Consider the following 26,277-nt stretch of genomic DNA (forward strand, 5'->3'; position numbering starts at 1 on the left):
CGACACCCGACACAACCGGCCGGACGGGGGCCGTCTGCTGGCACTCCGCCCGGATGAGTGCCAATCCTACCGTCGTCGCCGAGGAGGGCCACCTCGGCGCACCCGAGGCCGTACGGTGGGGCGGGTGAGACTCACCGAGATCGCGGACCGGGTGTGGGTCGGCCGCTACCCCTGGTTCGACGTCAACGTCGCCGTCGTCGGTGGGCGCGACGGCCTCGTCGTCGTCGACACCTACGCCTCCGAGGCGTCGGCGCGGACGGTCGTCGACGAGGTACGCGCGCTGGGGGCCGGAGCGGTGCGGGCGGTGGTCAACACCCACGAGCACTTCGACCACGTGCTGGGCAACCACGCGTTCCGACAGGCGTTCCGGCCGGCGGGCGGTGAGCTGCCGATCCACGCGCACGAGGAGGCCGCCGCCCGGACCGCCGCGGCGGTCCGCGCGGTCCAGGACTCCCCCGGCCACGAGGACGACCCGGACTGGGCCGACCTGCGGGCGACCACGGTCGTGCCGGCGGACCACCCGTTCTCCAGCGCCGCGGCGATCGACCTCGGCGATCGCGTGGTCGAGCTGGTCCACCCCGGCCGCGGCCACACCGGCGGCGACCTGGTGGTCCGCATCGGCGACGCCGACGTGCTGCTGGCCGGCGACCTGGTCGAGGAGTCCGGACCGCCGGCGCTCGGCGACGACTCCTTCCCGATGGACTGGCCGGCGACGCTGGACCTCGTGCTCGGGCTGACCACCGCGGACACGGTGGTCGTCCCGGGCCACGGGGCCCCGGTGGACCGCCGGTTCGTCGAGGACCAGCGCGACCTGCTCGGCACCGTCGCCGAGACGATCCGCGACCTGGCGACCCGCGGGGTTCCCGAGGCCGACGCACTGGGCGCCGCCGCCTGGCCGCTGCCCGCCGAGGCGCTCGCCGACGCCGTACGGCGCGGCTACGCGCAGCTGCCGGCCGTGCGCCGCACGCTGCCGATGGCCTGAGCCGCTCCCCCCGCGCCGGCCCGCGGCGTCAGCACGCGGCGTCAGCACGCGGCCAGGCGCGCCAGGGCGTCCGGGACGGAGACCCGCCCGTAGGTCTGCACCAGCAGGCCACCCGCGGCGCGCTCGGCGTGCTCGCGGGCGGCGACCTCGCGGAACCAGGCCGGCACCTCGCCCTGGCGCCGCTCGACCAGGCCGACCCAGCGCAGGATGTCGGCGGGCACCGAGGGACCGGGCAGCGCCACGCTCTCGCCGTCCAGGACCGCCTCGCGCAGCTCGATCGCGCTGGCCAGGGGGTGCAGGGTGGCCGTGAGGTTCTCGTGCACCCGCGCGTCCGTGGCCTCCAGCCGCACGTCCGGGTCCGCCACCGCCCCGGCCGCGCCGTACCGGAAGCAGGAACGCAGCCGATCGGCGGCCGCCGCCTCCTCCGCCCAGGTGCTCGGGCCGTCGCGGAAGGAGCCCAGATCCCCGCGCGGGCCGTCGGGGAGCGCCAGCCGGGTGATCGCGTGGGCGTTGACCGCCTCCAGCAGCGCCAGCGGGTCGCCGGCGGGCAGCCGGACCTCACGACGCGGCGGCCAGAGGTCGAGGTGGCTGCAGTCGCCGTGCGGCCCGCCGACGTGGAAGACGTAGACGTCCGGGTAGGTGGGCCGCCGCGAGCGTCGCTCGGGGCGGACGTCGTAGAAGAGCGCGATCGCCAGCTGGGTGAGCAGGCCCGCGCCGAGCGCCCCGAGCGGCTCGCGGACCACCACGCCGTACCGGTCCGAGGCGGTCCAGCCCGGGAAGAGGTCCTCGGGCGTCGCCTCCTCGCCGTCGACGCTCACCGCGAACTGGTCGGGGTAGAGCTGGTCGGCGACGTGCACGCCGCCGATGCTCCCCCAGCCCCGAGGCCGGGCTGTTGCGCGGCGATCACGCGACTGTGACGCGTCGAACCCGAAAACCCGGCCACCCGCCGACACGCCTCCGCCGGTTCGGGGGCCGGTGATGAGAGTGTCTTCGGTCGTGGCAGACCGATACGGCACCGATGTCCTGGCCGGCGACTGGAACGTCCCCAAGCGGGGGCGGGCGGTGGAGGCCCCCGCCGACCACGGGCTGGTCGTGGAGGAGGTCACCAGCGACTGGTGCGGCGAGATCGTCGCCGTCGACCGCGACCTGCACACCGTCACGCTGGAGGACCGGCGCCGCAAGCGGCGTACCTTCCCGCTGGGCCCGGGCTTCCTGCTCGAGGGCAAGCCGGTGATCCTGGTCGCGCCCGTGCGGCAGAAGGCGCCGGCCAAGCCGACCCGGACCGCGAGCGGCTCCATCGCGGTCCACGACGCCAAGGCGCGCGTGGCGCGGGCCAGCCGGATCTTCGTCGAGGGTCGCCATGACGCCGAGCTCGTCGAGAAGGTCTGGGGCGACGACCTGCGGATCGAGGGCGTGGTGGTCGAGTACCTGGGCGGCGTCGACGACCTGGCCGACCACCTGGTCGGCTTCAAGCCCGGCCCGCAGCGCCGCGTCGGCGTGCTCGTGGACCACCTGGTCAAGGGGTCGAAGGAGTCCCGGATCGCCGAGGCGATCCGCCGCGGACCGCACGGCAAGGACGTCGCGATCGTCGGCCACCCGTTCGTCGACATCTGGCAGGCGGTCAAGCCCGACCGGCTCGGCCTGAAGGCGTGGCCGACGATCCCGCGGAACATCGAGTGGAAGAAGGGCGTCTGCCAGCACCTGGGCTGGCCGCACCGCGACCAGGCCGACATCGCCCGGGCCTGGCAGCACATCCTCTCCAAGGTGAAGTCCTACGACGACCTGGAGCCGGCGCTGCTCGGGCGGGTCGAGGAGCTGATCGACTTCGTCACGGCGCCCTGAGGGCGCCGCCGCTCAGCGCACGATCCGGCCGTTGCCGTCCCGCAGCGTCGCGGAGGCCAGCATCACGATCCCGTCGACGATCCCCCAGAGGATGAACGCCGGGAAGGTCGCGAAGCCGATGAAGGCGCACATCAGCGGCAGGCTGATCAGGGTGCCGAGCAGCTGGGTCAGGCCGATCCCGACGTTGCCGGCGTAGAGCCGCCCGATGCCCGGCAGGCTGAACAGCGACAGGACGAGCTGCAGCACGCCGGCCACGACCTTGGACTTGTCCGAGAGCGGCAGGCCGCTGATCGGGTCGATCCCGTACGGCGCGTGGACGACGGGGTACGCCGCAGGCGGCTGCCCGTTCGGACCGGGTGGCATCGGCTGCCCGTAGGGCAGGTAGCGCTGCTCGCCCGGCTCGGGGTCGCCCGGCTGCCACTGGCTCATGGCCGCATCGTAGGCGACCTCGAGGCGTCTCGGCCCGGAGCCACGCTCAGCCCAGCAGGTCGCGGACCACCGCGTCGGCCAGCAGTCGCCCGCGGCGGGTCAGCACGACGCGGTCGCCCTGCTCGGCCGGGTCCAGCACCAGCCCGTCCGCGACCAGCGTCGGGATCGCCCCGGTCGCCGGCGCCACCGCCACCGGCAGCCCCTCGCGCAGCCGCACCTCCAGGAGCACCCGCTCCAGGCGACGGGTCTCGGCGTCGAGCACCTCACGGCCCTGGGCCGGCGTGCGCTCGCCGCGGATGCGCTCGGCGTAGGCGACCGGGTGCTTGACGTTCCACCAGCGGACGCCGCCGACGTGGCTGTGCGCGCCCGGCCCGACGCCCCACCAGTCGCCGCCCGTCCAGTACCCGATGTTGTGCCGGCACCGGGCGTCGTCGTCGCGCGCCCAGTTGGACACCTCGTACCACCCCAGGCCGGCGGCGGTGAGCGCCTCGTCGGCCTGCACGTACTTGTCCGCCAGGTCGTCCTCGTCGGGCATCGGCAGCTCGCCGCGGCGGACCCGGCGCGCCAGCGCCGTGCCCTCCTCCACGATCAGCGAGTACGCCGACACGTGGTCCGGCGCGCAGGCCAGCGCCGCGTCCAGGGAGGCCGCCCAGTCCGCGGCGGACTCCCCCGGCGTGCCGTAGATCAGGTCCAGGCTGACCTGGTCGAAGCCGGCCGCGCGCGCGGCGGCGACCACGCCGGGCACGCGCTCGGGGTCGTGGGTGCGGTCCAGGACCGCCAGCACGTGCCGGACGCTGGACTGCATGCCGAACGAGACGCGGGTGAAGCCGGCGGTGCGCAGCCGCTCCAGCCGGTCGAGGTCCACCGAGTCGGGGTTCGCCTCGGTGGTCACCTCCGCGCCCGCGGCCAGCCCGAACTCCTCGTCGATCGCCGCCAGCACGGCGCCGAGCGCCTCCGGCTCGAGCAGCGTCGGCGTGCCGCCGCCGACGAACACGGTCTGCACCGGCAGGTCGACGTCGCCCAGCACCTGCCGCGCGCGTCGTACCTCGGCGACGGCCTGGTCGGCGAAGGTCGCCCGGGAGACGCCGGGGCCGAGCTCCTCGGCGGTGTAGGTGTTGAAGTCGCAGTAGCCGCACCGCACCCGGCAGAACGGGACGTGCAGGTAGAACCCGAAGGGACGCTGGCCGAGCTCGGCCAGCGCCGCGGCGGGGAGGGAGCCGTCTTCGGGGACGGGCTCCCCCTCGGGCAATGCGGACGGCACCCCTGAATACTCACACGGCCCCCGCTCGACGGGCACATCGAGCGGGGGCCGTGCGGGACACCGGGAGCGGCGCCCCCGGGATCAGCTGTAGAAGGAGTCGATCAGGCCCTTGTTGTTGGACTCCACGACCGCGCGCTTGACCTTGAGGGACGGGGTGAGCTCACCGGACTCGATGGTGAGGTCGTGGTCGAGCAGCTTCCACTTCTTGATCGTCTCCCAGCGGTTCAGCTGGGCGTTGAGCGCGTCGACGTACTCCCCGACCATCGCCTCGACCTTCTCCGAGCGCACCACGTCGGTGTACGACGCGCCGGCCATGCCGTTCTCCGCCGCCCACGCGGCCATGGCGTCGGGGTCGAGCGTGATCAGCGCGGAGACGAAGTTCCGCTCGGCGCCGAAGACCATGAACTGGCTGGCGTAGGGGCACAGCGCCTTGAACTTGGCCTCGATCGCCGGCGGTGCGACGTACTTGCCACCGGAGGTCTTGAAGAGCTCCTTGATCCGACCGGTGATCTTGAGGAACCCGTCCTCGTCGATCTCGCCCTTGTCGCCGGTGCGCAGCCAGCCGTCCTCGGTGAACGCCTCGGCGGAGGCATCCGGCCGGTTGTGGTAGCCGGCCATGATGTGCGGGCCGCGGAGCTGGACCTCGCCGTTGTCACCGATCCGGACCTCGGAGCCCGGGAGGGCGGGGCCGACGGTGCCCATCTTGTAGTCGTTGGGGTGGTTGACCGTGGCGCCGGCGGCGTTCTCGGTCATCCCGTAGCCCTCGAGGATCAGCACGCCGGCCGCGTGGAACCAGCCGGCGATCTCGGGGTTGAGGGCCGCGGAGCCGGAGATGAAGAACTTCACCCGGCCGCCGAACCGCTCGCGCACCTTGCTGAAGACCAGCTTGTCCGCGACGGCGTGCTGCGCCTTGAGCAGCGCGGGCACCGACTTGCCGGCCAGGGTCAGCTCGTCGACCTTGGTGCCGACGCCGAAGGCCCAGTTGAAGATCTTCTCCTTCAGACCGCCCTCGGCCTGCTGCATCATCACGATCCGCGCGTGGGCCTTCTCGAAGATCCGCGGCGCGGCGCCCATGAAGGTCGGCTTCACCACGCCGAGGTTGTCGACGATCTTGTCGACGCGGCCGTCGATGGCGGTCGGGAAGCCGCAGGCCATCTGGGCCGAGGTCAGCACCTTGCCGAAGACGTGGGCCATCGGCAGCCAGAGGAACTGCAGGTCGTCCTCGTGCAGGATGTCCTGGGCCTTGATCGCCTCGCCCTCGTAGACCCACGCGCGGTGCAGCGTGCGCACGCCCTTGGGCCGGCCGGTGGTGCCGGAGGTGTAGATCAGGGTGGCCAGCTGGTCGGCGGGGATCGACTTGGCGATGTCGTCGATCGCGGTCGGGTGCTCGGCCAGGTAGGCGTCGCCCAGCTCCGCCAGGGCGTCCAGCGAGAGCACGCCCTCGCCGTCGGCGTCGGCGTCGTCGAAGGAGACGACCTTGACGATCGCCGGCAGCTCGGACCGGTGGGCCTCGATCTTCTCCAGCTGCGAGGCATCCTCGATGAAGACCACCCGGCACTCGGCGTCACCGAGGATGAAGGCCGCGTCGTCGGGCTTCGTCGACGGGTAGACGGTCGTGGTGGCGCCGCCCGCGCACATCACCGCGAGGTCCGCCAGGACCCACTCGTAGCGGGTGTTCGAGACGATGCCGACGCGCTGCTCGGACTCGAGGCCGAGCGCGAGCAGGCCGGCGGCGAGCCGGCGCACCCGGTCGCCCGCCTGACGCCAGGTGACGGACTCCCACGCCTCGCCGACGGGGAACCGGAACGCCTCGGCGTCCGGGTTCACCTCGACGCGGTCGAGGAACTGCACGGCGCAGTTCTGCGGCATGTGGTCGATGAAGCTGGTGTCGTACGTGATGGCCATGACGCTCCCTGCGCGTGATGTCGTCTGTCCCGAGTCCGAGGTGGATACGGGAGAGTAACCTAGATCACTCCGGACTCGGGCGCGACGTGACCCCCGGCACGCGATGTTCGTGCGATCTGCACAGACGCGGCCGGTCAGCCGCGTGCGAGGTACTCGTCCATCACCCGCCGGGGCAGCTCCGCGAGGCCGTCGATCGCCGCCAGCTCGGGCAGCCGCGACCGGTCCAGGTTGAGCGCCACGAACAGGTCGACGACCGTGATCCCGTGGGCGGGCACCGACTCGACGACGATCTCCTGACCCGCGGCGACCTCGCCCGGCTCCAGCACCCGGAGGTAGGGCCCCGGGCGCAGCGCCTGCGTGAAGCGGCGCACCCACTGGCTCTCGTCGTAGCCCTGGTCGCCCATCCAGCCCTTGAAGACGTTGCACGGGGTACGCACGGAGGCGACCTCGAACAGCGCCTCGCCGATGCGCCACCGGGTGCCGATCACGGTCGCGTTCAGGTCCAGCCCGACGGTGGTGAGGTTCTCGGCGAACATGCCGGAGGCGATCGGCTGACCCAGCTCGCCCTCCCACCAGTCGAGGTCCTCGCGGGCGTAGGCGTACACCGCCTGGTCGAGGCCGCCGTGCACGTCGGCATGGCCGACCTGGTCGCCCTCGAGGCCGAGCCGATGCGCTCGGACGGGTCCCTCGACCGCGGTCTTGGCGGTCGCGGTGCGGAGGGTGCGGCCGCCCCACTCGACCTGCTGGGGCATGCCGACGCTGACCGCTTCGAGGTGTGCCATGCGCCCATTCTGGTGGCGGCGGCCGACCACGTCACATGCATTCCGGTCGGTGTCCGACGGCAGGACCGACCGGCGCGCTCGGGACGCGATCAGTCCTGGACCGCCTTCGCGACGGTGATGCAGCGGGTGATCCCGCTCCGCTGGTCGGGACCACCGGAGCGGTGCAGACGGTGGGCTGCGAGCACGCTGCGGACGACCACCCAGTCCCGGGCGCGGTGCTCGTCCAGGTCCGCGGTGTCGACCAGCGTGTGGAACCGGCGCCGGATCCCGTCGCGCACCGAACCGAACGCCCCCGGCGCGGCGTACTCCTCGAACCGGTGGCGCAGCATCGGCTCGAGCTCGTAGTGGGGGTCGCCGTTGACCGGACGGGGCGCGATCGCCACCCAGGTGCCCTCCTCCGCGCGGGGCAGCACGTTGCCGTAGTGCAGGTTGCCGTGCACGACGGCCGTCGGCGGCTCGGCGGCCAGGTCCGCTGCGAGCGCGAGCGCCTGGTCGACCATCCGGCGGGGCATCGGCAGCGAGGCGGCGTCCGCGGCGAGCGCCGCCCGCCACTCCCGCAGGTACGACGGCAGCGACCGCAGCTGGGGCATCGGCGCGACGTGCAGCGCGACGTAGAGGCCACCCACCACCTCGCAGGCCTGCTCGTCCCAGTGGTCGGCGAGGTCGACCGGCTCCAGGCGCTCCAGCAGCAGCGCCCGCCGCCCCGGATCGGCGCGCAGCAGCCGGACCGCCCCGCGACCGCGCCAGCGCTGCAGCGCCAGGTGCTCGTCGTCCGCCGCCGGCGCGGGTCGGGCGTCCGCGCGGGTCACCTTCAGCACCGCCGGACGACCGTCGCCGGTGCGGACCGGCCGCACGTCGGCCCGCCGGCCCGCGACGCTCGGCCCGTCCGGCGCCAGCTCCCAGGCGTCGGTCAGCGCGTCGAGGTCGGTCACGCCCCGACCCTGCCAGAGGCGGGGTCGGGGCGGGACGGGAGGAGGCGCGGCAGCGGGCGTCCGCGGCCCTCAGGGCAGCTGTACGTACCCGTGGCGCATCTTCCACAGGAAGTACTTCTCGAAGCCCAGCTTCATCAGGTGGGCCTGCGGTCCGGGGATCAACACCCCGTGCTTGCGCGGCGGCAGCATCTTGTCGGCCAGGATCACCACGCCGTTGTTCCCCGCGTCCATGACGCAGACCGCCTTGATGTCGCCGAACTCCTTGCGCGCCTCCGGCACCTCGCCGCGGATCTGCGCCGCGATGTTCCGCGCGGCCGTGTGCGCCATCTGCTCGGTCGGGAAGCCGGTCTTGGGGATGCCCACCGGGGTCGGGGTCTGCCACGGCACGTCGACCGCTGCGGCCACGCCCACGGCGTACACGTCGTCGTACTTCTCCGACTGGTAGGTGTCGCGGACCCGGACGTAGCCCTTCTCGTCGGCCAGGTCGGGGGTGTCCTTGAGGAACTCCTGCCCGAGGAACGGCGGCACCACCATCGAGTACGCGAACGGCAGCCGGGTGCCGTCGGCGAGCTGCATCATCCCGTCGTCGATGTGGTCGAGGCCGACGGAGATGTGCGCGTCGATGCCCTCCTTCTTGAGGAACATGCCGAGCAGCTGCTCGCCGTGCGGGAGCCCGCCGATGCCGAAGTGGCCGAGGAACGGCTCGGAGGTGACGTAGGAGAGCTTGACGTCCTTGTGCAGCCCGGCCTTCTTCAGCTGGTAGGCGGTGTTGAAGAGGAACTCGTACGCCGCGCCGAAGCAGCCGGCCGACTGGCTGGCCGCGACCACGATGTCGCCGGGGTCCTCGAGGTAGCGACGCCAGCCGGCACCCGCGCGCTCGGCCTCGGGCAGGGTGGTGATCGTGTAGGCGTTCTCGGCGAAGCCGGGCACCACGTCGGTCTTGTTGTGGTAGCCGGTGGCGATCACCAGGTAGTCGTAGCCGAGCCGGCGCCCGTCGGCCAGGACGACGCGGCGCTGGACCGGGTCGACCGCGACGGCGGCCTCGTGGACGAAGACGATCCCGTGCTCCTCCAGCGTCGGCACGACCGGGAACGTGATGTCCTCCCGGTCGCGCTTGCCGAAGGGCAGCCAGATCAGGCTCGGATTGAACAGGAAGTGGTCATCGGGGGCCACCACCGTGACGTCGACGTCTCCGTGCAGCTCGTGACGGACGGCGAGGGCCGCGGTCAGGCCCCCGAAGTTCGCGCCGAGCACCAGCACCCGCTTGCGCATCGCGCACCTCCTGGATCGGTTCTGTGTCCGATTCCAGGGTGACCCCCCGGGGGGATGTTGAGCAGGGGCGAAGGTCCCCCGACCGAGGGACCTGGACCGCCTACTTCTTGGGCTTGTCCCCCGCCGGGCCCGTGGTGGAGAGCGCGGCCACGAAGGCCTCCTGGGGCACCTCGACGCGGCCGACCATCTTCATCCGCTTCTTGCCCTCCTTCTGCTTCTCCAGCAGCTTGCGCTTCCGGGAGATGTCACCGCCGTAGCACTTGGCGAGGACGTCCTTGCGGATGGCGCGGATCGTCTCGCGGGCGATCACCCGGGCGCCGATCGCGGCCTGGATCGGCACCTCGAACTGCTGCCGCGGGATCAGGTCCTTGAGCTTGCCGGCCATCATCACGCCGTAGGAGTACGCCGCGTCGCGGTGCACGATGGCGCTGAACGCGTCGACCGGGTCGCCGTGCAGCAGGATGTCGACCTTGACCAGGTCCGCGGCCTGCTCGCCGGTGCGCTCGTAGTCGAGGCTGGCGTAGCCCTTGGTGCGCGACTTCAGCTGGTCGAAGAAGTCGAAGACGATCTCGCCCATCGGCAGGATGTAGCGCATCTCGACGCGGTCCGCCGACAGGTAGTCCATGCCCTGGAGCTGGCCGCGCTTCTCCTGGCACAGCTCCATGATCGTGCCGATGTAGTCCGAGGGGCTCAGGATCGTGGCGCGCACGATCGGCTCGCGCACCTCGGCGATCTTGCCCTCGGGGAACTCGCTGGGGTTGGTCACCTCGTGCTCGGTGCCGTCCTCCATCTGCACCTCGTAGACCACGTTGGGCGCGGTCGAGATGAGGTCGAGGTTGAACTCCCGCTCCAGCCGGTCGCGGGTGATCTCCATGTGCAGCAGGCCGAGGAAGCCGCACCGGAAGCCGAAGCCGAGCGCACCGGAGGTCTCCGGCTCGAAGGTGAGCGCGGCGTCGTTGAGCTGGAGCTTCTCCAGCGACTCGCGCAGCACGGGGTAGTCGTCGCCGTCGATCGGGTAGAGGCCGGCGTAGACCATCGGGTTGGGGTGCTGGTAGCCGCCGAGCGGCTCGGTGGCGCCGCCGTGCTGGGAGGTGACGGTGTCACCCACCCGCGACTGGCGCACGTCCTTCACGCCCGTGATCAGGTAGCCGGTCTCCCCCACGCCGATCTCGCCGGACTTGACCTGCTCGGGGCTGATCACGCCGAGCTCGAGCATCTCGTGGGTGGCGCCGGTCGACATCATCTTGATCCGGTCGCGGTGGCTCAGCTTGCCGTCGACCACCCGGACGTAGGTGACCACGCCGCGGTAGGTGTCGTAGACCGAGTCGAAGATCAGCGCGCGGGCCGGCGCATCGGCGTTGCCGACGGGGGCCGGGGTCTGCTTCACGATCTCGTTGAGGACCGCCTCGACGCCCTCACCGGTCTTCGCGCTCACCTTGAGCACGTCGGACGGGTCGCAGCCGATGATGCCGGCCAGCTCGGCGGCGTACTTCTCCGGCTCGGCGCTGGGCAGGTCGATCTTGTTCAGCACCGGGATGATGTGCAGGTCCGCACCCATCGCCAGGTAGAGGTTGGCCAGCGTCTGCGCCTCGATGCCCTGGGCGGCGTCGACCAGCAGGATCGCGGCCTCGCAGGCCTGCAGCGACCGGGAGACCTCGTAGGTGAAGTCCACGTGGCCGGGGGTGTCGATCATGTTGAGCACGTAGGTGCCCGGCTCGGCGCCCTGCTCGTTGCCCTCGGCGACGCGCCACGGCATCCGCACGGCCTGGCTCTTGATGGTGATACCGCGCTCGCGCTCGATGTCCATCCGGTCCAGGTACTGGGCGCGGGCGGCGCGCGGGTCGACCACCTCGGTCAACTGCAGCATGCGGTCGGCCAGGGTCGACTTGCCGTGGTCGATGTGCGCGATGATGCAGAAGTTGCGGATGATCGACGGGTCGGTGCGGCCCGGCTGGGGGGCGGCGGCGTTCGGGACTGCGGGCATGGTGCCCCCATCCTCCCAGAGCGGGGCGGCCCACGCTAAACGGTGCCGCCGAAACCCCGGGGCCGGCGCCCGCCACCGGGCGTCGCGGGCCGTCGGCGCATGGCGTCGGCCACACTGTGCGGGTGAGCACCGCCATCCCGACCGCCCTCCCGCACGGCCGGACCGCCCGCCGCCTGGAATGGGCCCACCTGCCGCCCCACGTCCGGGCGCTGGTCGAGCGGCAGTGCGGGTCCCCGGTGGTCGAGGCCGTCTCGCAGACCGCCGGCTTCACGCCCGGCTTCGCGTCGCTGCTGCTCTGCGAGGACGGCACCCGGCACTTCGTGAAGGCCGCCTCCGCCCGCGCGCAGCGGATGTTCGCGGAGTCCTACCGCACCGAGGCACGCCGACTGCGCACCCTGCCCCCGGGCACCCCGGCCCCGCGGCTGCGGTGGGTGCACGACGCCGACGACTGGGTGGTGCTCGGGATCGAGGCGGTCGCCGCCCGGCCACCGCACCGTCCCTGGCAGCCCGACGACCTGGCGGCCGCGTCGGCGACCGTGACGGCGATGGCCGACCTGCTCACACCCGCCCCGGTCGGCCTCACCTCGGCCGTCGAGGAGTTCGCCCCCTGGCTCGAGGGCTGGCGCGGCATCGAGCACCCGCAGGCGGCGGAGTTCCGCGATCTCGCCGGGCGGTACGCCCACGTGGTGGCCGGCGACACCCTGGTCCACACCGACATCCGCGACGACAACCTGCTGTTCCTCGGCGACGGCACGGTGCTGCTGTGCGACTGGAACTGGCCCGTGGCGGGTGCGGCCTGGCTGGACTCGCTCCTGCTGCTGCTCGGGCCGCGCGGGGACGGGCTCGACGTCGAGGCCCACATCCGCAACCACCCGCTGCTGTCGGCGGTGGACCCGGAGGAGATCGACATCGTCCTGGCGCTGGTGCTGGGCTACTTCGTCGCCTCGGCGGCGCAGCCGGTACCGTCGTTCTCGCCGTACCTGAGGGAGGCCCAGGCCTGGCAGCGCGACGTGCTGCACGACTGGCTCACCGAGCGACGGGACCGGACCTGATCGGGCTGCCCCGGCCCGGCGGCGCTCGATTTGGGGCGGGCACCGGCCACTGTTAGCCTTGTTCGTCGCGTCAGGACGTGTCACGACCACGCCCCGACGCCCTCCGGACCGAACCAGTAACTTATCGATCCCCCGGGATCCCGATCTTCAACGAGGCAGACACACCGTGGCGAACATCAAGAGCCAGATCAAGCGGAACAAGCAGAACGAGAAGGCGCGCGAGCGCAACAAGGCCGTCAAGACCGGCCTGAAGACCGCCGTCCGCAAGTTCCGCGAGGCCGCCGAGGCCGGCGACAAGGACGCCGCCGTCATCGCCGGTCGCAACGCGACCCGTGCGCTGGACAAGGCCGTCTCCAAGGGCGTCATCCACAAGAACCAGGCCGCGAACCGCAAGTCGGCGATCATGAAGAAGGCCGCCTCCCTCTGACCTTCCCTGGCTCCGGTCCGGAGTCGACCGCCGAGCGGCGGGAGCTCGCAGCAACGCTGCTTGAGCTCCCGCCGCTCGTGGTTTTCGCGGGGGCCGGCAGCGCGGCGCGACGACGGCGCCACGACGGCGCGACGCGCTCGGCCGATCGGCTCAGCGGCGGTGGTCGCGCAGCGCCGCCACGGTGAGCACCAGGCGCTCCAGCGTGTACGACGCGTCGCTGGCCGCGCCCTTGAGGTCCGCGTCGGCGCGCGCGATCTCCTGCAGGGCCCGGCCGATGCCGTCGGGCGACCAGCCGGCGGCCTGCTTGTTCAGGTTCTTCGCCTTCCACGCCGGCATGCCCTGGACGCGCACGCCGCCGACGTGGTTGGCCAGCGTCCGGGTCTGGGCCGCGATGGCCGAGAGGATGTAGACCTCGGAGGTGCCGGCCTCCAGTGCCCAGCGGAGCTCGCCGAGGGCGCGCTCCCGCTGGCCGGCGAGGATCGCGTCGGCGATCTCGTAGTTCTTCACCTCGGCGCGGCCACCGAAGTAGCGGCGCACCTTCTCCTCGTCGATCCGCTCGCCCGGGAAGTCGTTGGTGAGCTGGTCGACGGCCGCCGACAGCGAGCGCAGGTCGGCGCCGACGGCCTCGGTCAGCACCTGGGCCGCGGCCTTGTCCAGCCGGGCACCGAGGCGCTTGGCCTCGCCGACGGCAAACTCCGGCATCTCCCAGGGCTTGATCTCGGCGGACTTGATCTCGGTCACCCCGGCGGCCTTGCGCAGCTTGGCGAGCACCCCGCTGCCCTTGGCGCCGCCGCCGTGCACCAGCACCAGCGCGACGTCCTCGGCGGGGCCGGCCGCGTAGTCGAGCAGGCCGGCCACCGACTCGTCGGGCAGGTCCTCCAGGCCGCGGACGACCACGCAGCGCACGGACGAGAAGAGCGACGGCGCCGCGAGCTCGCCCAGCGTGGCCAGGGTCAGCTCGGCGGCCGCCGCCTCGGAGAACTCCGACTCGGGGTCGTGGCCGCGCACCGCGGCCTTGACGTCGGCGACGGTGCGGGCGGCGAGGAACTCCTCCTTGCCGGTGATCAGGACGACCCTGCCCAGGACCTCGGCGACGCGCATGGCGCCAGCCTCCCACACGGGCCCGACGCCTCACCGCTCGGTGGCGACCTGCAGCCGACCGCCGTCGCCGAGCAGCACGGCGACCCCTCCGGACCGGTCGGTCCGGAGGACCGTCGCCCCGGCGGCGGCCAGGGCATCGACGGTCTCCTCGGCGGGATGGCCGTAGTCGTTGTCCGCGCCGACGGAGATCACGGCCACCCGGGGCGCGAGCGCGCCGAGCCAGCCGAGGTCCTGGTGACGGCTGCCGTGGTGGGGCACCTTGAGCACGTCCACGGTCAGTCCCTCGAGCCGTCGCTCGAGCGCCTGCTGGGCGGGCGGCTCGACGTCGCCGGTCAGCAGCAGCCGTACCCCGGCGACCTCCACCAGAAGGACCACGCTGGCGTCGTTGGCCGAGGAGCCGTCCCCGGCGCCGCCCTGCGGCGCGGTGAGCGCCGGCGCCAGGACCTGCACGGTCGCGGCGCCGATACGCCGGGACGCGCCGTAGGGAGCCAGGTCGAGCGGGACCCCGGCCCGCCGCGCCCGGTCGGCCACCGCGCGCACCCCGGCGGGCGGGTCCAGCACGCCCGTGGCCTCGATCCGTCCGACGGCCCGGCCGTCGAGCACCCCGCCGAGCCCGGCCACGTGGTCGGCGTGGAAGTGGGTCAGCACGACCAGCGGGACCTCGCGGACCCCGAGCCGGTCCAGGCACCGGTCGACGAGCCGGTCGTCCGGCCCCGCGTCGACGACGATCGCGGCACCGGGGCCGACGGCCACGGCGAGCGCGTCGCCCTGGCCGACGTCGCAGGCCGCCAGCAGCCAGCCGCGCGGCGGCCAGTCGCCGGTCCCCCACCCCGCGGACCCCGGCCACGCGCGCCCGGGGATCCCGAGGACGACCACCAGCAGCCCCACCAGCACCGGTACGCCGACGGCTCGGCGCCGCAGCAGCGCGGGCGCCACCGCGGCCAGCGCGACGCAGAGGACCACGAGGGCGCCGAGGGCGACCGGCCCGGTCCCCCAGCCGAGGGAGGCGCCGGGCAGGCCGGCACCGACCCGGGCGACGACGACCAGCCAGGCCACGCACCAGCCGGCGAGGACGCCGACGGCCGCGCCCGCCGCGGGCCAGGCGAGCCCGACCAGGCCGGCGGCGAGGCCGAGCACCGTGGCCGGGCCGACCGCGGGAGCCGCGGCCAGGTTGGCGACCACGGCCACCAGGCTCACCTCCCCCGAGATGGCGGCGACCAGCGGGGTGCAGGCGAGCTGGGCCGCCAGGGGCACGGCGACCGCCTCGGCGACGCCGGGCGGCAGCCAGCGGGCGAGTGCCGCGGTCAGCGACGGCACCAGCACCACGATCCCGGCGGTGGCGAGCACCGACAGTGCGAAGCCCGCCGAGAGCGCCAGCCCCGGGGAGAGCAGGAGCAGCGCGACCACCGCCACCCCGAGCGCCCGTAGGCCGCGGCGGCGCCCGTCGCGGCCGAGGGCGAAGAGCCCGACGGCACCCATCGCGGCGGCCCGGAGGACGCTCGGCTCGGTACGGGCGAGCAGCACGAAGCCGGCGATGCCGACCAGCCCGAGCACCGGCAGCAGCCGCCCGCGGACCCCCACCGCCCGGGCGAGCACCAGGAGCAGGCCGACCACCAGGGTCAGGTTGGTGCCGCTGACCGCCGTCAGGTGGGTCAGCCCCGTCGTCCGGAACTGCGCCTCGAGGTCGGCCGGCAGGGCCGCGTCGTCGCCGTCGACCAGTGCCGGCACCAGCGCCGCCTGGGTCGGCGGGCGCCCCTGGACCGCGTCGCGGATCGAGGTACGCAGCGCGGTGGCGGCGCGCCACCACACGTCGGGGCGTTCGGTCACCTCGGGCGGCCCGGCGCCGGTGAGGAGGGCGACCAGGCCGGCGTCGTCGGGCACCGCGAGCCGGCCCCGCGTCCGCACGGCGGACCCCAGCGGCACCTCCGCCCAGCGCGGGTCGCCGAGCACCAGCACCGTGCCACCCGTCCGCACCGCCGCACCTCGCGCGCTGACCGCGGAGAGCCCGACCCGCACGACCACCTGGTTCCCGGAGGGCCCCGCGACCGTCCGCGGGTCGGAGGACACGGTGCCGGTGACGACGGCGACGGCGCGTTCCTCGGCGTAGGCGCGGACCGGGCTGTGCTCGCTCGCGCGGTGCCGCAGCTGCGCGCCGGTGGCGACCGCGAGGGCGACCAGGCCCAGCGCCAGCGCCCCGCGGGCGCGCCCGCGCCACCGGGTCTGCCGGGCGCGCGTCAGCAGGGCGGCGCCCAGCAGCGCGCCGGCGCCGGCCAGCGCGGCCCACCACCCGGCGGTGCCGAGCACCGCGACGGCGATCCCACCCGCCCAGGCGCCCAGACCGAGGAGCGGGACGCGGAGGTCCTCCGCCGCCGGTCGGCGGTCCCGCCCCACGTGAGAGCCGACCGCTAGAGCGTGACGTGCGGGCGGAGCGTGGCCAGCGTCTTCTCCCCGATGCCGTCAACCTCGAGCAGCTCCTCGACGCTGGTGAAGACACCGTGCTCGGTGCGCCAGGCGATGATCGCCGCCGCCGTCACCGGTCCGACCTCCGGGAGCTCCTCGAGCTCGTCGGGGGTGGCGAGGTTCAGGTTGACCAGGGGCGCCGGCACCCCGACCCCGGACGCGACCGCCCCGGCGGTCGAGGGCGGCGCCGCCCCCACGGCGCCGACGAGGATCTGCTCGCCGTCGACCAGCGGCCGGGCCAGGTTGATCCCGGTCAGGTCGACGCCGCCACGCGCGCCGCCGGCGGCCTCGAGCGCGTCGACGACGCGGGCCCCGGGGTCGAGCACGACGATCCCGGGGCGGCGCACCCTGCCGGCCACGTCGACGGTCAGCGGGGCCGGCGCGCCGCCGGCGTCGCCGGCGACCTCGGTGGCACCGGCGACGGTGGCACCGGTGGGGACCTCCAGCAACGGGGCAGCGGCGTCGATCGGCACGGGCTCGGGCCGTGGGCGCTCCCGGGTCACCCACCACGCAGCGACCGCCAGCCCGACGGCGACCACGACGGCCACCACGGCGAGGTGGGCCGGCTGCCACCCACGGTGTCCCCCGGGCAGCCATCGCGACCACCGCGCGTCCCGCGTCAGCCCGCCGTCGCGGCGGGCGGCGTGCCGTCCGGGCGCCGGGATCCGGGGCGGCGGGGACGCCGCCGGCGCGGCAGGGGCCGGGGTGGTCGCGGGGGCCGCGGTCGGGAGCTGGCGCACGTGGGTCACCCAGTCCGGCGGCCCACCGACCGACGCGTCGCGCACGATGTCGGCGTCGCCGGCCGCGAGGTCGGCCGCGAGCGCCTCCAGGCGGCGTGCGGCGACCTCGGCGCGTACGCGGTCGGTGGGTCGGTGATCGGCTGCCCGGCGCATGCCCGGACGCTAGGCGGCACCGCCGCCCGCGGGGCCGCCGCGCAGCCCGACTGGGGATGACGGGCGGCGATCGTCGCCTCTGTGGAGGAGAACCGGGCCGCGGTGATCCAGCCGGTGACCCAGCCGGTGACCCTGCCGGTGATCCAGCCGGTGACCCAGCCGGTGACCCAGCCGGTGATTCAGCCGATGACGGGCGCGATGCACACCGCGAGCATCCCGGGGCCCACGTGCGCCCCCAGCACCGCGCCGAGCTCGCGGCAGCGCACCGGTGCCACCAGCCGATCCCCCAGGCGCTCGGCGATCCGCTCGGCGAGCTCGCCGGCCCGTTCCTCGGCATCGAGGTGGGCGACGACCACCTCGACCGGCCCGTCCCCGGCGGCCTCGACGGCGAGCGCCTCCATCCGGCTGATCGCGCGGGCCGCCGTACGGACCTTCGCGACCGGCACCACCTCGCCGTCGCGGATGGTCAGCAGCGGCTTCACGGCGAGGACACCGCCGACGACGGCGGCGGCCCCGCCGACCCGGCCACCGCGGCGCAGGTACTCCAGCGAGTCGACGTACAGCAGCGTGGTCGTCGCGTCGGCCCGCCGCCGCGCGGCCTCCTCGGCCTCGTCCAGCCGGCCTCCGGCGGCGAGCACCGCCGCGGCGGCCTCGAGCGCGAAGCCGGTGGCGGGGCCGATCTGGCGCGTGTCGAGGCAGCGCACCTCCACCCCGGCGTCGCGGGCACCGAGCGTGGCGGACTCGACGGTGCCGCTGACCTCCCCGGAGACGTGCAGCGACAGGATCCCGGTGGCGCCCTCGGCGGCGAGCCGCCGGTAGGTCTCGGCGAAGACCGCCGGCGCGGCCCGCGAGGTGGTCACCGGCCGCTTGTCGCGCAGCGCCGCGGCGATGGCCTCGGGGGTGGCCTCCGGGGCCCCCTCCTCGAAGCACTCGTCACCGATCACCACGAGCAGCGGAACGACCGTGACCCCCAGCTCGGCCACCCGTTCGGGCGCGAGCTCGGCGGTGGAGTCGGTGACCAGGACGATCGGCATGCGGCGAAGGCTAGTGTCCCGAGCTCGAGATCCGCACCGATGGTCGCACCCTGGGCGCGCCCTGTCGGCAGGGATCTCGCGGCCGGGACACCGGCAGGGGCACCGACCGGTCCGCCGGGCGAGCGCCCGGCGGTCCGGCTGCGTGGCGCTGGACCGGTGTCGGCCTCAGACGACGATGTTGACCAGCTTGGGCGCCCGCACGATGACCTTGCGGACCGCGCGGCCGTCGATCGCGCGCTGCACGCCCTCGTCGGCCATCGCGGCGGCCTCGAGGTCGCCCTCGGAGATGTCCGGCGCGACCTCCAGGCGGGCCTTGACCTTGCCCTGGATCTGGACCACGGCGGTGACCGCGTCCTCCACCAGGAGCGCGGGGTCGACGGTCGGCCAGGCGGCGCGGGCGACGGTCGGGGCGTGGCCCAGCCGCTCCCACATCTCCTCGGCCGTGTACGGCGCCACCATCGACAGCAGGATGGCCACCGCCTCCGCGGCCTCGCGCACCGCGGGGTCGGCCGGGCCGCAGCCGGAGTCGATCGCCTTGCGCGTGGCGTTGACCAGCTCCATCACCCGGGCGACGACGACGTTGAACCGGTAGGACTCCACCAGCTTCTCCGCGTCGGCGACCGTGCGGGCGGTGACCTTGCGCAGCGCCAGGTCACCGGCGGCGACGTCCGCGCCGGGCTCGGAGGTGACGTCGCCGGCCAGGCGCCAGGCGCGCTGCAGGAACTTCGCCGAGCCGGCCGGGGAGACGTCGGCCCAGTCGATGTTGTCCTCCGGCGGGCTGGCGAAGACCAGCGTCAGGCGCACCGCGTCCACGCCGAACTCGGCCAGCTGCTCACCGAGGTTCACGCCGTTGCCCAGCGACTTGCTCATCTTGCGGCCGTTGTTGATGACCTTGCCCTGGCTCAGGTACGCCGAGAACGGCTCGTCCCAGGTGAGCAGGCCCGCGTCGCGCAGGGCCTTGGTGAAGAACCGGGCGTACAGCAGGTGCAGCACCGCGTGCTCGTCGCCGCCGATGTACAGGTCGATCGGGCCCCACGCGTCGGCCAGCGCGGAGTCGAAGGCCTGGGTGTCGTCGTTCGGCGACAGGTAGCGGAAGAAGTACCAGGACGAGTCCACGAACGTGTCCATGGTGTCGGTGTCCCGGGTCGCCGGGCCCCCGCACGTCGGGCAGGTGACGTTCACCCAGTCGTCCGCGCCGCCCAGCGGCGAGGTGCCCTTGGGCTTCAGGTCGGCACCGCGCAGCTCGGGCAGCTCGACGGGCAGCTGGTCCTCGGGGACCGGGACCTCGCCGTCGACCGGGCAGTGGATGATCGGGATCGGCGCACCCCAGTAGCGCTGGCGGGAGAGCAGCCAGTCGCGCAGGCGGAAGTTGACGGTGCCGGTGCCGTGCTGGCCGGCCTCCAGCAGCTCGATGGCGGCGTGGATCCCGGCGTCCTTGTCCGCCGTACCGTCCAGGGGCCCGGAGTTCACGTAGGTGCCGCTGCCGGCGGTGGCGACGCCGGAGACCGCCGGGTCCTCCTCGCCGGTGCCGACGACCATCCGCACCGGCAGGTCCATCGCCCGGGCGAAGTCCAGGTCGCGCTGGTCGTGGGCGGGCACCGCCATGATCGCGCCGGTGCCGTAGTCGGCCAGCACGTAGTCCGAGGCCCACACCGGGATCTGCTCGCCGTTGACCGGGTTGGTGGCGTGCACGCCCAGGAAGACGCCGGTCTTCGGCCGGTCGGTGGCCAGCCGGTCGATGTCGGAGGCCTTGCGGACCTCCTCGCGATAGGCCTCCAGCGCGTCCCGCTGCTCGGCGGTGACCAGGCGCTCGGCCAGCTTCGCGTCGGCGGCGACCACCATGAAGGTGGCGCCCCACAGCGTGTCGGGGCGCGTGGTGAAGACCGTGATCGGGTCGTGGCCCTCGACGTCGAAGGTGACGTGGGCGCCCTCGGAGCGGCCGATCCAGTTGCGCTGGGCGTTGACGACCTTGCCGATCCAGGTGTCCTGCAGGTCGTCCAGGCAGTCGTAGAGCTCCTGGGCGTAGGCGGTGGTGCGGAAGTACCACTGGGTCAGCTCGCGCTTGGTCACCTCCGCGCCGCAGCGCTCGCAGGTCCCGTCGGCCAGCACCTGCTCGTTGGCCAGCACCGTCTGGTCCTTCGGGCACCAGTTGACCGGGCTGTTCTTCCGGTACGCCAGGCCCTGCTCGCGCAGCTTCAGGAACAGCCACTGGGTCCACCGGTAGTACTCCGGGTCCGAGGTGTGCAGCCGGCGCGACCAGTCGAAGCTGACGCCGTACCGCTTCATCGAGGCGAACTGGGTGTCGATGTTGCCGTAGGTGTAGGTCGCCGGGTGCTCGTCGTTGCGGATCGCGGCGTTCTCGGCGGGCAGGCCGAAGGAGTCCCAGCCCATCGGGTTGAGCACCTCGTAGCCGCGCAGCCGCCAGTACCGCGAGATCACGTCGTGGATCGCGAACACCTCGGCGTGACCCATGTGCAGGTCACCGCTCGGGTAGGGGAACATCGTCAGCGCGTACTTCTTCAGCCGCTCGCCCGAGAGCACGGCGGCGTCGTCGGCCCGGAAGGGGTCGATCTCGTCCCAGACCGGGAGCCACTTCTCCTCCACCGCGAGGGCGTCGTACGACGCGGGGCCGGACTCCCCCGGCGCCGTGGTGTCGCTGGGGATCTGCTGGTCGGTCTGCTCGCGCATCTGTTCTCTCTCGTGCTCCGCTGGTGGTGCGCCGGACATGCAAAAGCCCCTCGCGCTGCAAGGGGCGGCCGCGTCGTTCGTGAAGGTCGGGGAACGACGCGGCTAGATAAGGAGAAGCGTCCGGATGGTCACCTCTCTAGGGTACCGCCTCCGACCCCGAGCGCGTGCCTCCCAAGGCGGCGCCGTCGCGAGCGGCGTTTCCGGCGCGTAGCAGGCGCGGACCTGGGAGGCACGCCCTAACCTCGTCACCCATGACGCTCCCCGACATGTTCAACCTGGATGGCAAGGTCGCCATCGTCACCGGCGCCTCCTCCGGCCTCGGTGTCTCCTTCGCCCGCGCGCTGGCCGAGGCCGGGGCCGACGTGGTCCTCGGCGCCCGCCGCGTGGACCGCCTGATCACGACCGAGAAGCTGGTCACCGAGGCCGGGCGCCGCGCGCTCAGCGTCGGCACCGACGTCGCCGACCCCGACTCCTGCACCGCGCTCGTCGAGGCCGCGATGGAGGAGTTCGGCGCCGTCGACATCCTGGTCAACAACGCCGGCGTCGGCACCGCCGTCCCGGCCACCCGGGAGACCCCGGAGCAGTTCCGCCAGGTGATCGACGTGAACCTCAACGGCTGCTACTGGATGGCGCAGGCGTGCGGCCGGGTGATGCGGCCCGGCTCCAGCATCATCAACATCTCCTCGGTGCTCGGCATCACCACCGCCGGACTTCCCCAGGCGGCGTACGCCGCGTCGAAGGCCGGGCTCAACGGGATGACCCGCGACCTCGCCCAGCAGTGGACCGGCCGCAAGGGGATCCGGGTGAACTCGATCGCGCCGGGCTTCTTCGCCTCGGAGATGACCGACCAGTACCCGCCGGGCTACCTGGAGCAGCAGCAGACCCGGATCCCGATGGGCCGCAAGGGCGACCCGGCGGAGCTGGCCGCGACCGTGGTCTTCCTGGCCTCCGAGGCCTCGGGGTACATCACCGGGCAGACGCTGCCGGTCGACGGCGGCATGACGATCGCCTGAGGGCGTCGGGGAATCCCCGGTCGACCGGGGATTCCCGGGCGTGACGGCCAGTGCAATGGCCGTCACGCACCGGAACTGGCCGTCCGGTGTGACCCATGAGGTTGCTGAGGCACACGCCCGCGGGCGTCGACACCCGCCACCACGACGAGGCCCCGGACGCCGACGGCGCCCGGGGCCTCGATCACGCTCGAGCAGCCGCTCAGGCCCGGTAGGCCACGCACACGGCCGGCCGCGGGTAGTCCCCGCCGTCGGGCCAGGTGCTCGCCGGCGCGTCGAACGAGGCGCCCGAGACCTCGCCGGGGTGCTGCGGCGCGAAGAAGAGCGACCGGTCGCCGTCGTACATCAGCGGACCGCAGCACTCCGCGCCCTTCGGCACCGACAGGAACTGCTTGACCTGGCCGCGGTTCGGCCCCGCCACCGGGACCCGGAACAGCCCGTCGTTCGCGCCGAGCGCGTTGCCGTCGGTGGCGATCCACAGGTTGCCGGCGCTGTCGAAGGTGACGTTGTCCGGGCAGCTGATCGGGCTGACCTGGTCCTTCGGGAAGCCGCCGAAGTAGGTCTCGGGGGCCTCCGGGTCGCCGCAGACCAGGAGCAGGTCCCAGGTGAACTCCGTCCGGTCGTGGTCGCCGCGCTTCGGCGTCATCTCCAGGATGTAGCCGTTGCGGTTGCCGGTCGCCGTGGTGAGCTCGCTGACCGGGCTGGAGCGCACCATCGAGGTGGTGATCGGGTTGGCCTCGTCGGGCGGGAAGGACGCGCCGCGGTTGGAGTTGTTGGTGAGCGCCGCGTAGACCTTGCCGTTGACCGGGTTGATCTCGACGTCCTCGGGCCGGTCCATCTTGGTCGGGGCCAGCAGGTCGGCGGCGTGCCGGGTGAAGATCAGCACCTCCTCGACCGTCATCCCCGGCACGTACGACGTCGTGTCGGTGCAGAGCGGCAGCCACTCGCCGGTGCCGTCGTAGACGCCGTCCTCGGTGCCGTCGCCGGTCAGTCGGGCGACGTAGAGGGTGCCCGTGTCCAGCAGCCCCTTGTTGTGGGCGCGCGCCCTGCCGCCCCGACCCCGCCAGAACCTCTCGGCGGAGACGAACTTGTAGAGGTAGTCGCCGCGCTCGTCGTCGCCCATGTAGACCACCGCACGGCCGGACCGTGACAGCGTCACGTTGGCGCCCTCGTGCTTGAACCGGCCCAGCATCGTGTGCTTGACCGGGGTCGAGGTCGGGTCCATCGGGTCGACCTCGACCACCCAGCCGAAGCGGTGCGGCTCGTTCGGCTCCTTCTCCAGGTCGAACCGGTCGTCCACGGCGTACCACCGGCGCGGGTCGCTCGAGCTCTGGCCGATGCCGTACCGGCTGTACGACGTGGACAGCTCGGTGCCGTCCGCCAGGGTCGGCCCGGCCGGCACCGCGCCGGGGGTGTTGAAGTACTGGTTGAAGTTCTCCTCGCCGGACAGGATGGTGCCCCACGGGGTGAGGCCGCCGGCGCAGTTGTTGAACGTGCCCTTCACCTTCGAGCCGCTCGCGTCCGCACCCGTCTTCAGCAGGTCGTGGCCGGCCGCGGGCCCGGTCAGCCGGAACGTCGTGTCGGCGTTGATCCGACGGTTCTTGGTGGCCTTGCGCAGGTCGGTCTCGCGGCGCCAGGAGCCGGGCGTGCGGCCCCGCTTGATGGTCACCACGGACAGGCCGTGGGTGTAGATCCCCAGCCAGGCGATCTCCTCGGCGGTGTAGGTGCCCGAGGGGTACATCAGGGTGATGTCGTCGTACTCGTGGTTGACCACCATCAGCGCGGTGTCGCGGCCCATCGGCACCACCCCGACGTAGTCGTTGTTGTAGCCGAACTGCTTCTTGACCGCGTCGACGGTCAGCGCCCGCGGGTCGAACGCCGGCGCCCCGGGCAGCACCGGGTCGCCCCAGCGGATGATCACGTCGTGGTCGAAGCCGTCCGGCAGGCCCACGGCGTCGTTGCGGTTCGGCGGCACGGCGACGAAGTCGGCGCGGGCCAGCGGCCCGCCGGCCCTCCTCGGCGCCGCGCGCCGCTCGACCACGTCGGCCGCGGCGGCGGCCGCGGTCCCGGCGGCCCCGCTGAGGACCAGCGCGCCGCCGCCGATCGCCGCGCCGCGGAGCACCGTGCGTCGGCCGACGGCCTTGGCGATCTCCTCGCCGATGGTCGGGTGGTCGGTGGGGTTGGGGACCGGCTGGTCGCAGGCGTTGCCGCAGCGGTAGAGGCAGGTCAGGTAGGAGCGGGAGCCGTGCCGGTGGCCGGCCCGCTCCTCGAGCGGGATCAGCGGCAGCGGGGTGCGGTGGTCGGGGTGCACAGTTGACATGGCTCGGAGCCAACCGGCGGTCGGTGAATCCGGCCCCGTCGCCACGTGTCCGCGGCATGAACCGCCGATTTCGGGGCGGAGATCCATGTGATGCGCGGCCTGCGCGCCGACCCCGGGCGAGCCGGCGCCGTTCGGGACCGAGACCCGGGTAGCGTCCGCGGGTGGCCAGTCCCCGCCGATCCAGCTCCCGCCGACGAGGCGGCGCCGCGCGCCGCCGGGGCGGGACGCGACCCTCGCCGCGGCCGTTGCCGGTCGCCGGGCCGGGCGAGCGGCTGTGGGTGCTCGACGTCCCCTACGGCACGCAGGTCGACGGCGCCATCTGGCACCCGGCGGTCAAGACCCACCTGTACGTCGGGCGCGCGCTGCCGGCGCACCTCGCGCCGTACGCGCCGGGGCCGCACACGCTCGGTCGGTTCATCGAGAACACCCTCAACCCCGACGCCCCGGCGGCGCCCCCGATCCCGGACCCGCGCGACGCGCTCGAGCCGCGCCGGATCCAGTTCGAGGCCGCCGACGCGATCGCGGAGCGCGCCGCCGCCGGCGGGCGGCTGTTCCTGCTGGCCGACGAGCCCGGCGTCGGCAAGACCATCTCCGCGGTGCTCGGGGCGACGGCGGTGGGCGACCTGCGCGGTGCGCGACGGGTGCTGGTGGTCGCCGACCGACCGGCCGCGATCACGATCGGCCACTGGTGCCGCACCATCTCGGCCCTCGGCGACGGCGGCCTCGAGTGGGTCGTGATCACCTGGGACCGCCTGGAGAAGGTGACCGACCACGCGTGGGACGTGATCATCGCCGACGAGGCCCACGCCCTGCGCCGTACGACGACCAAGCGGTGGAAGCTCTGGGCCCGCATCTCGGGACACGGCAAGCCGCACGACCGGGCGCCGTTCGTCATCGCGACGACCGCGACCCCCGGGCACACGCCGCTCGAGCTGCCCTACCTGGCGCCGGCCTACGCGCAGGTCCTCGGGGAGCCGATGCGGGAGTGGGCCTCGGCGACCCGGCCCGGCGACGCCTTCGCCACCGCGCTCGAGCGCCACGGCGTCGGCGTGGAGCAGGGGCGCTACGGCGCGACCTGGACCGCCGACCCCGCGCGCCGCGCCGCCGACCTCAAGCTGGTCCGCGGCTGGCTCGCCGAGGAGCGGCCCCCGGCGATGCTGCACCGGGCGGCGCCGTGGGGACCGGTGCCGATCTCCGGCATGCCGGTGACGCTGACGCCGGCCGAGCGGGCGGCGTACGAGGCCGAGTGGGGTGAGTTCTGCCGCGAGATGGACATCGCCCGGCGCGGCCGCAACGTCGCGAAGGGCCGCGCCGCGCTGCTGCGGTTCCGGCAGAAGGCCGGCCTGATCCGCGTCGCCTCGACGGTCGACTGGATCGCCCAGCAGGTCCAGGCGGAGCGCCAGGTGGCGTGCTCGGTGGAGTTCGTCGCGACCGCCGCCGACCCGATCACCGACCGGCTCCGCGACGCCGGCATCGAGGTCGCCACGATCTACGGTCGCGACCGGTTCGACGCCGAGGCCGAGCGGCTCCGGTTCCAGACGGGCGAGGCGAAGGTCTGCGTCTTCACCACGGTCGCCTCGATCAGCCTGCACGCCGGCGAGACCCTCGCCGGCGGCCGCCAGGCGAGCACCGAGCCGCGGGTCGGCCTCTTCCACCAGGCGCGCTTCTCGGGCATCGCCGGCCGGCAGGTGACCGGCCGCACCCACCGCGACCACCAGGTCTCGCCGTGGCACATCGCGTACGCCGAGGGCACGGTCGAGGAGAAGGTCGGCAAGGTGATGGTGGAGCGGATCGCCGCGGCCTCCGACACGGTGGGTGGCGACACCACCGGCCTCGCCGCCCTCGCCGAGCTGCTCGGCGCCGACTGGCTGCCCGCCGCGTCGCTGACCGAGGGCGCCTGAGG

20 protein-coding genes are annotated in these 26,277 nt (G+C 73.6%); 6 read left to right on the forward strand and 14 right to left on the reverse strand.

All coding sequences use genetic code 11. The features are described 5' to 3' along the window. Nucleotides 1-124: 124 nt before the first annotated feature. A complete protein-coding gene (locus E8D34_RS14185; protein WP_136595301.1) occupies nt 125-982 on the forward strand; it encodes an MBL fold metallo-hydrolase in 858 nt (285 codons plus the stop codon). A gap of 41 nt (nt 983-1,023) precedes the next feature. On the opposite strand, the gene E8D34_RS20805 is transcribed toward E8D34_RS14185, so the two are convergent. Beyond that, a complete protein-coding gene (locus tag E8D34_RS20805; RefSeq protein WP_168929442.1) occupies nt 1,024-1,839 on the reverse strand; it encodes a hypothetical protein in 816 nt (271 codons plus the stop codon). A 139-nt stretch (nt 1,840-1,978) separates the two neighbouring features. On the opposite strand from E8D34_RS20805, the gene E8D34_RS14195 reads away from it, so the two are divergent. Then, a complete protein-coding gene (locus E8D34_RS14195) occupies nt 1,979-2,824 on the forward strand; it encodes a DUF3097 domain-containing protein (protein ID WP_136595302.1) in 846 nt (281 codons plus the stop codon). A gap of 12 nt (nt 2,825-2,836) precedes the next feature. Here E8D34_RS14195 and E8D34_RS14200 read toward each other — a convergent pair whose 3' ends face one another. The 7 genes from E8D34_RS14200 to lepA all read right to left on the reverse strand — a co-directional run bounded on the left by E8D34_RS14200 (nt 2,837) and on the right by lepA (nt 11,389). Next, nucleotides 2,837-3,253 carry a TM2 domain-containing protein gene (locus tag E8D34_RS14200; RefSeq protein ID WP_136595303.1) on the reverse strand — a complete coding sequence of 139 codons (417 nt, stop codon included), beginning with the start codon at nt 3,251-3,253 and terminating at the stop codon, nt 2,837-2,839. A 46-nt stretch (nt 3,254-3,299) separates the two neighbouring features. Then, nucleotides 3,300-4,514 carry a radical SAM family heme chaperone HemW gene (gene hemW / locus E8D34_RS14205; RefSeq protein ID WP_136595304.1) on the reverse strand — a complete coding sequence of 405 codons (1,215 nt, stop codon included), beginning with the start codon at nt 4,512-4,514 and terminating at the stop codon, nt 3,300-3,302. Nucleotides 4,515-4,595: 81 nt separating this feature from the next. Beyond that, nucleotides 4,596-6,419, reverse strand: a complete 1,824-nt coding sequence (locus E8D34_RS14210) for an AMP-dependent synthetase/ligase (protein ID WP_206056727.1) — start codon at nt 6,417-6,419, stop codon at nt 4,596-4,598. A 134-nt stretch (nt 6,420-6,553) separates the two neighbouring features. Next, nucleotides 6,554-7,201 (reverse strand): MOSC domain-containing protein, encoded by a 648-nt coding sequence (locus E8D34_RS14215; RefSeq protein ID WP_206056728.1) that lies wholly within the window; start codon nt 7,199-7,201, stop codon nt 6,554-6,556. An 89-nt stretch (nt 7,202-7,290) separates the two neighbouring features. Beyond that, nucleotides 7,291-8,133 (reverse strand): aminoglycoside phosphotransferase family protein, encoded by an 843-nt coding sequence (locus E8D34_RS14220; RefSeq protein WP_206056729.1) that lies wholly within the window; start codon nt 8,131-8,133, stop codon nt 7,291-7,293. Nucleotides 8,134-8,202: 69 nt separating this feature from the next. After that, nucleotides 8,203-9,405, reverse strand: a complete 1,203-nt coding sequence (locus E8D34_RS14225) for an FAD-dependent oxidoreductase (protein WP_136595305.1) — start codon at nt 9,403-9,405, stop codon at nt 8,203-8,205. A 100-nt stretch (nt 9,406-9,505) separates the two neighbouring features. Next, the gene (lepA, locus tag E8D34_RS14230; RefSeq protein ID WP_136595306.1) at nt 9,506-11,389 is read right to left on the reverse strand and encodes a translation elongation factor 4; all 1,884 of its coding nucleotides are present in this window, start codon (nt 11,387-11,389) and stop codon (nt 9,506-9,508) included. Nucleotides 11,390-11,511: 122 nt separating this feature from the next. Between lepA and E8D34_RS14235 the strand changes: the two genes are divergently transcribed. Next, complete coding sequence (locus tag E8D34_RS14235; protein ID WP_168929443.1) at nt 11,512-12,441, forward strand: hypothetical protein; 930 nt, start codon at nt 11,512-11,514, stop codon at nt 12,439-12,441. A 166-nt stretch (nt 12,442-12,607) separates the two neighbouring features. After that, entirely contained in the window at nt 12,608-12,868 is a 261-nt protein-coding gene (rpsT, locus tag E8D34_RS14240) for a 30S ribosomal protein S20 (protein ID WP_136595308.1), read from the forward strand. 150 nt (nt 12,869-13,018) lie between these two features. On the opposite strand, the gene holA is transcribed toward rpsT, so the two are convergent. The 5 genes from holA to leuS all read right to left on the reverse strand — a co-directional run bounded on the left by holA (nt 13,019) and on the right by leuS (nt 21,044). Beyond that, nucleotides 13,019-13,969, reverse strand: coding sequence for a DNA polymerase III subunit delta (holA, locus tag E8D34_RS14245; protein ID WP_136595309.1), 951 nt, complete (start codon nt 13,967-13,969; stop codon nt 13,019-13,021). A 30-nt stretch (nt 13,970-13,999) separates the two neighbouring features. Continuing rightward, the gene (locus E8D34_RS14250; RefSeq protein WP_136595310.1) at nt 14,000-16,360 is read right to left on the reverse strand and encodes a ComEC/Rec2 family competence protein; all 2,361 of its coding nucleotides are present in this window, start codon (nt 16,358-16,360) and stop codon (nt 14,000-14,002) included. Nucleotides 16,361-16,374: 14 nt separating this feature from the next. Beyond that, on the reverse strand, nt 16,375-17,322 hold the full coding sequence (locus E8D34_RS14255; RefSeq protein WP_136595311.1) for a helix-hairpin-helix domain-containing protein: 948 nt from the start codon (nt 17,320-17,322) through the stop codon (nt 16,375-16,377). 179 nt (nt 17,323-17,501) lie between these two features. Continuing rightward, complete coding sequence (locus E8D34_RS14260; RefSeq protein ID WP_136595312.1) at nt 17,502-18,356, reverse strand: DegV family protein; 855 nt, start codon at nt 18,354-18,356, stop codon at nt 17,502-17,504. A 165-nt stretch (nt 18,357-18,521) separates the two neighbouring features. Beyond that, nucleotides 18,522-21,044 (reverse strand): leucine--tRNA ligase, encoded by a 2,523-nt coding sequence (leuS, locus tag E8D34_RS14265; RefSeq protein ID WP_136595313.1) that lies wholly within the window; start codon nt 21,042-21,044, stop codon nt 18,522-18,524. Between the two features lie 251 nt (nt 21,045-21,295). Here leuS and E8D34_RS14270 point away from each other — a divergent pair, with 251 nt between their 5' ends. After that, entirely contained in the window at nt 21,296-22,057 is a 762-nt protein-coding gene (locus E8D34_RS14270) for a 3-oxoacyl-ACP reductase family protein (RefSeq protein ID WP_136595314.1), read from the forward strand. A gap of 199 nt (nt 22,058-22,256) precedes the next feature. On the opposite strand, the gene E8D34_RS14275 is transcribed toward E8D34_RS14270, so the two are convergent. Further along, nucleotides 22,257-24,374, reverse strand: a complete 2,118-nt coding sequence (locus E8D34_RS14275; protein ID WP_136595315.1) for a PhoX family phosphatase — start codon at nt 24,372-24,374, stop codon at nt 22,257-22,259. A gap of 278 nt (nt 24,375-24,652) precedes the next feature. Between E8D34_RS14275 and E8D34_RS14280 the strand changes: the two genes are divergently transcribed. Further along, entirely contained in the window at nt 24,653-26,275 is a 1,623-nt protein-coding gene (locus E8D34_RS14280) for a helicase (protein ID WP_206056730.1), read from the forward strand. The last annotated feature ends 2 nt before the right edge of the window (nt 26,276-26,277 follow it).

Origin of the sequence: Nocardioides sp. GY 10113 (genome assembly GCF_004919105.1) — a bacterium.
GTDB lineage: Bacteria > Actinomycetota > Actinomycetes > Propionibacteriales > Nocardioidaceae > Nocardioides.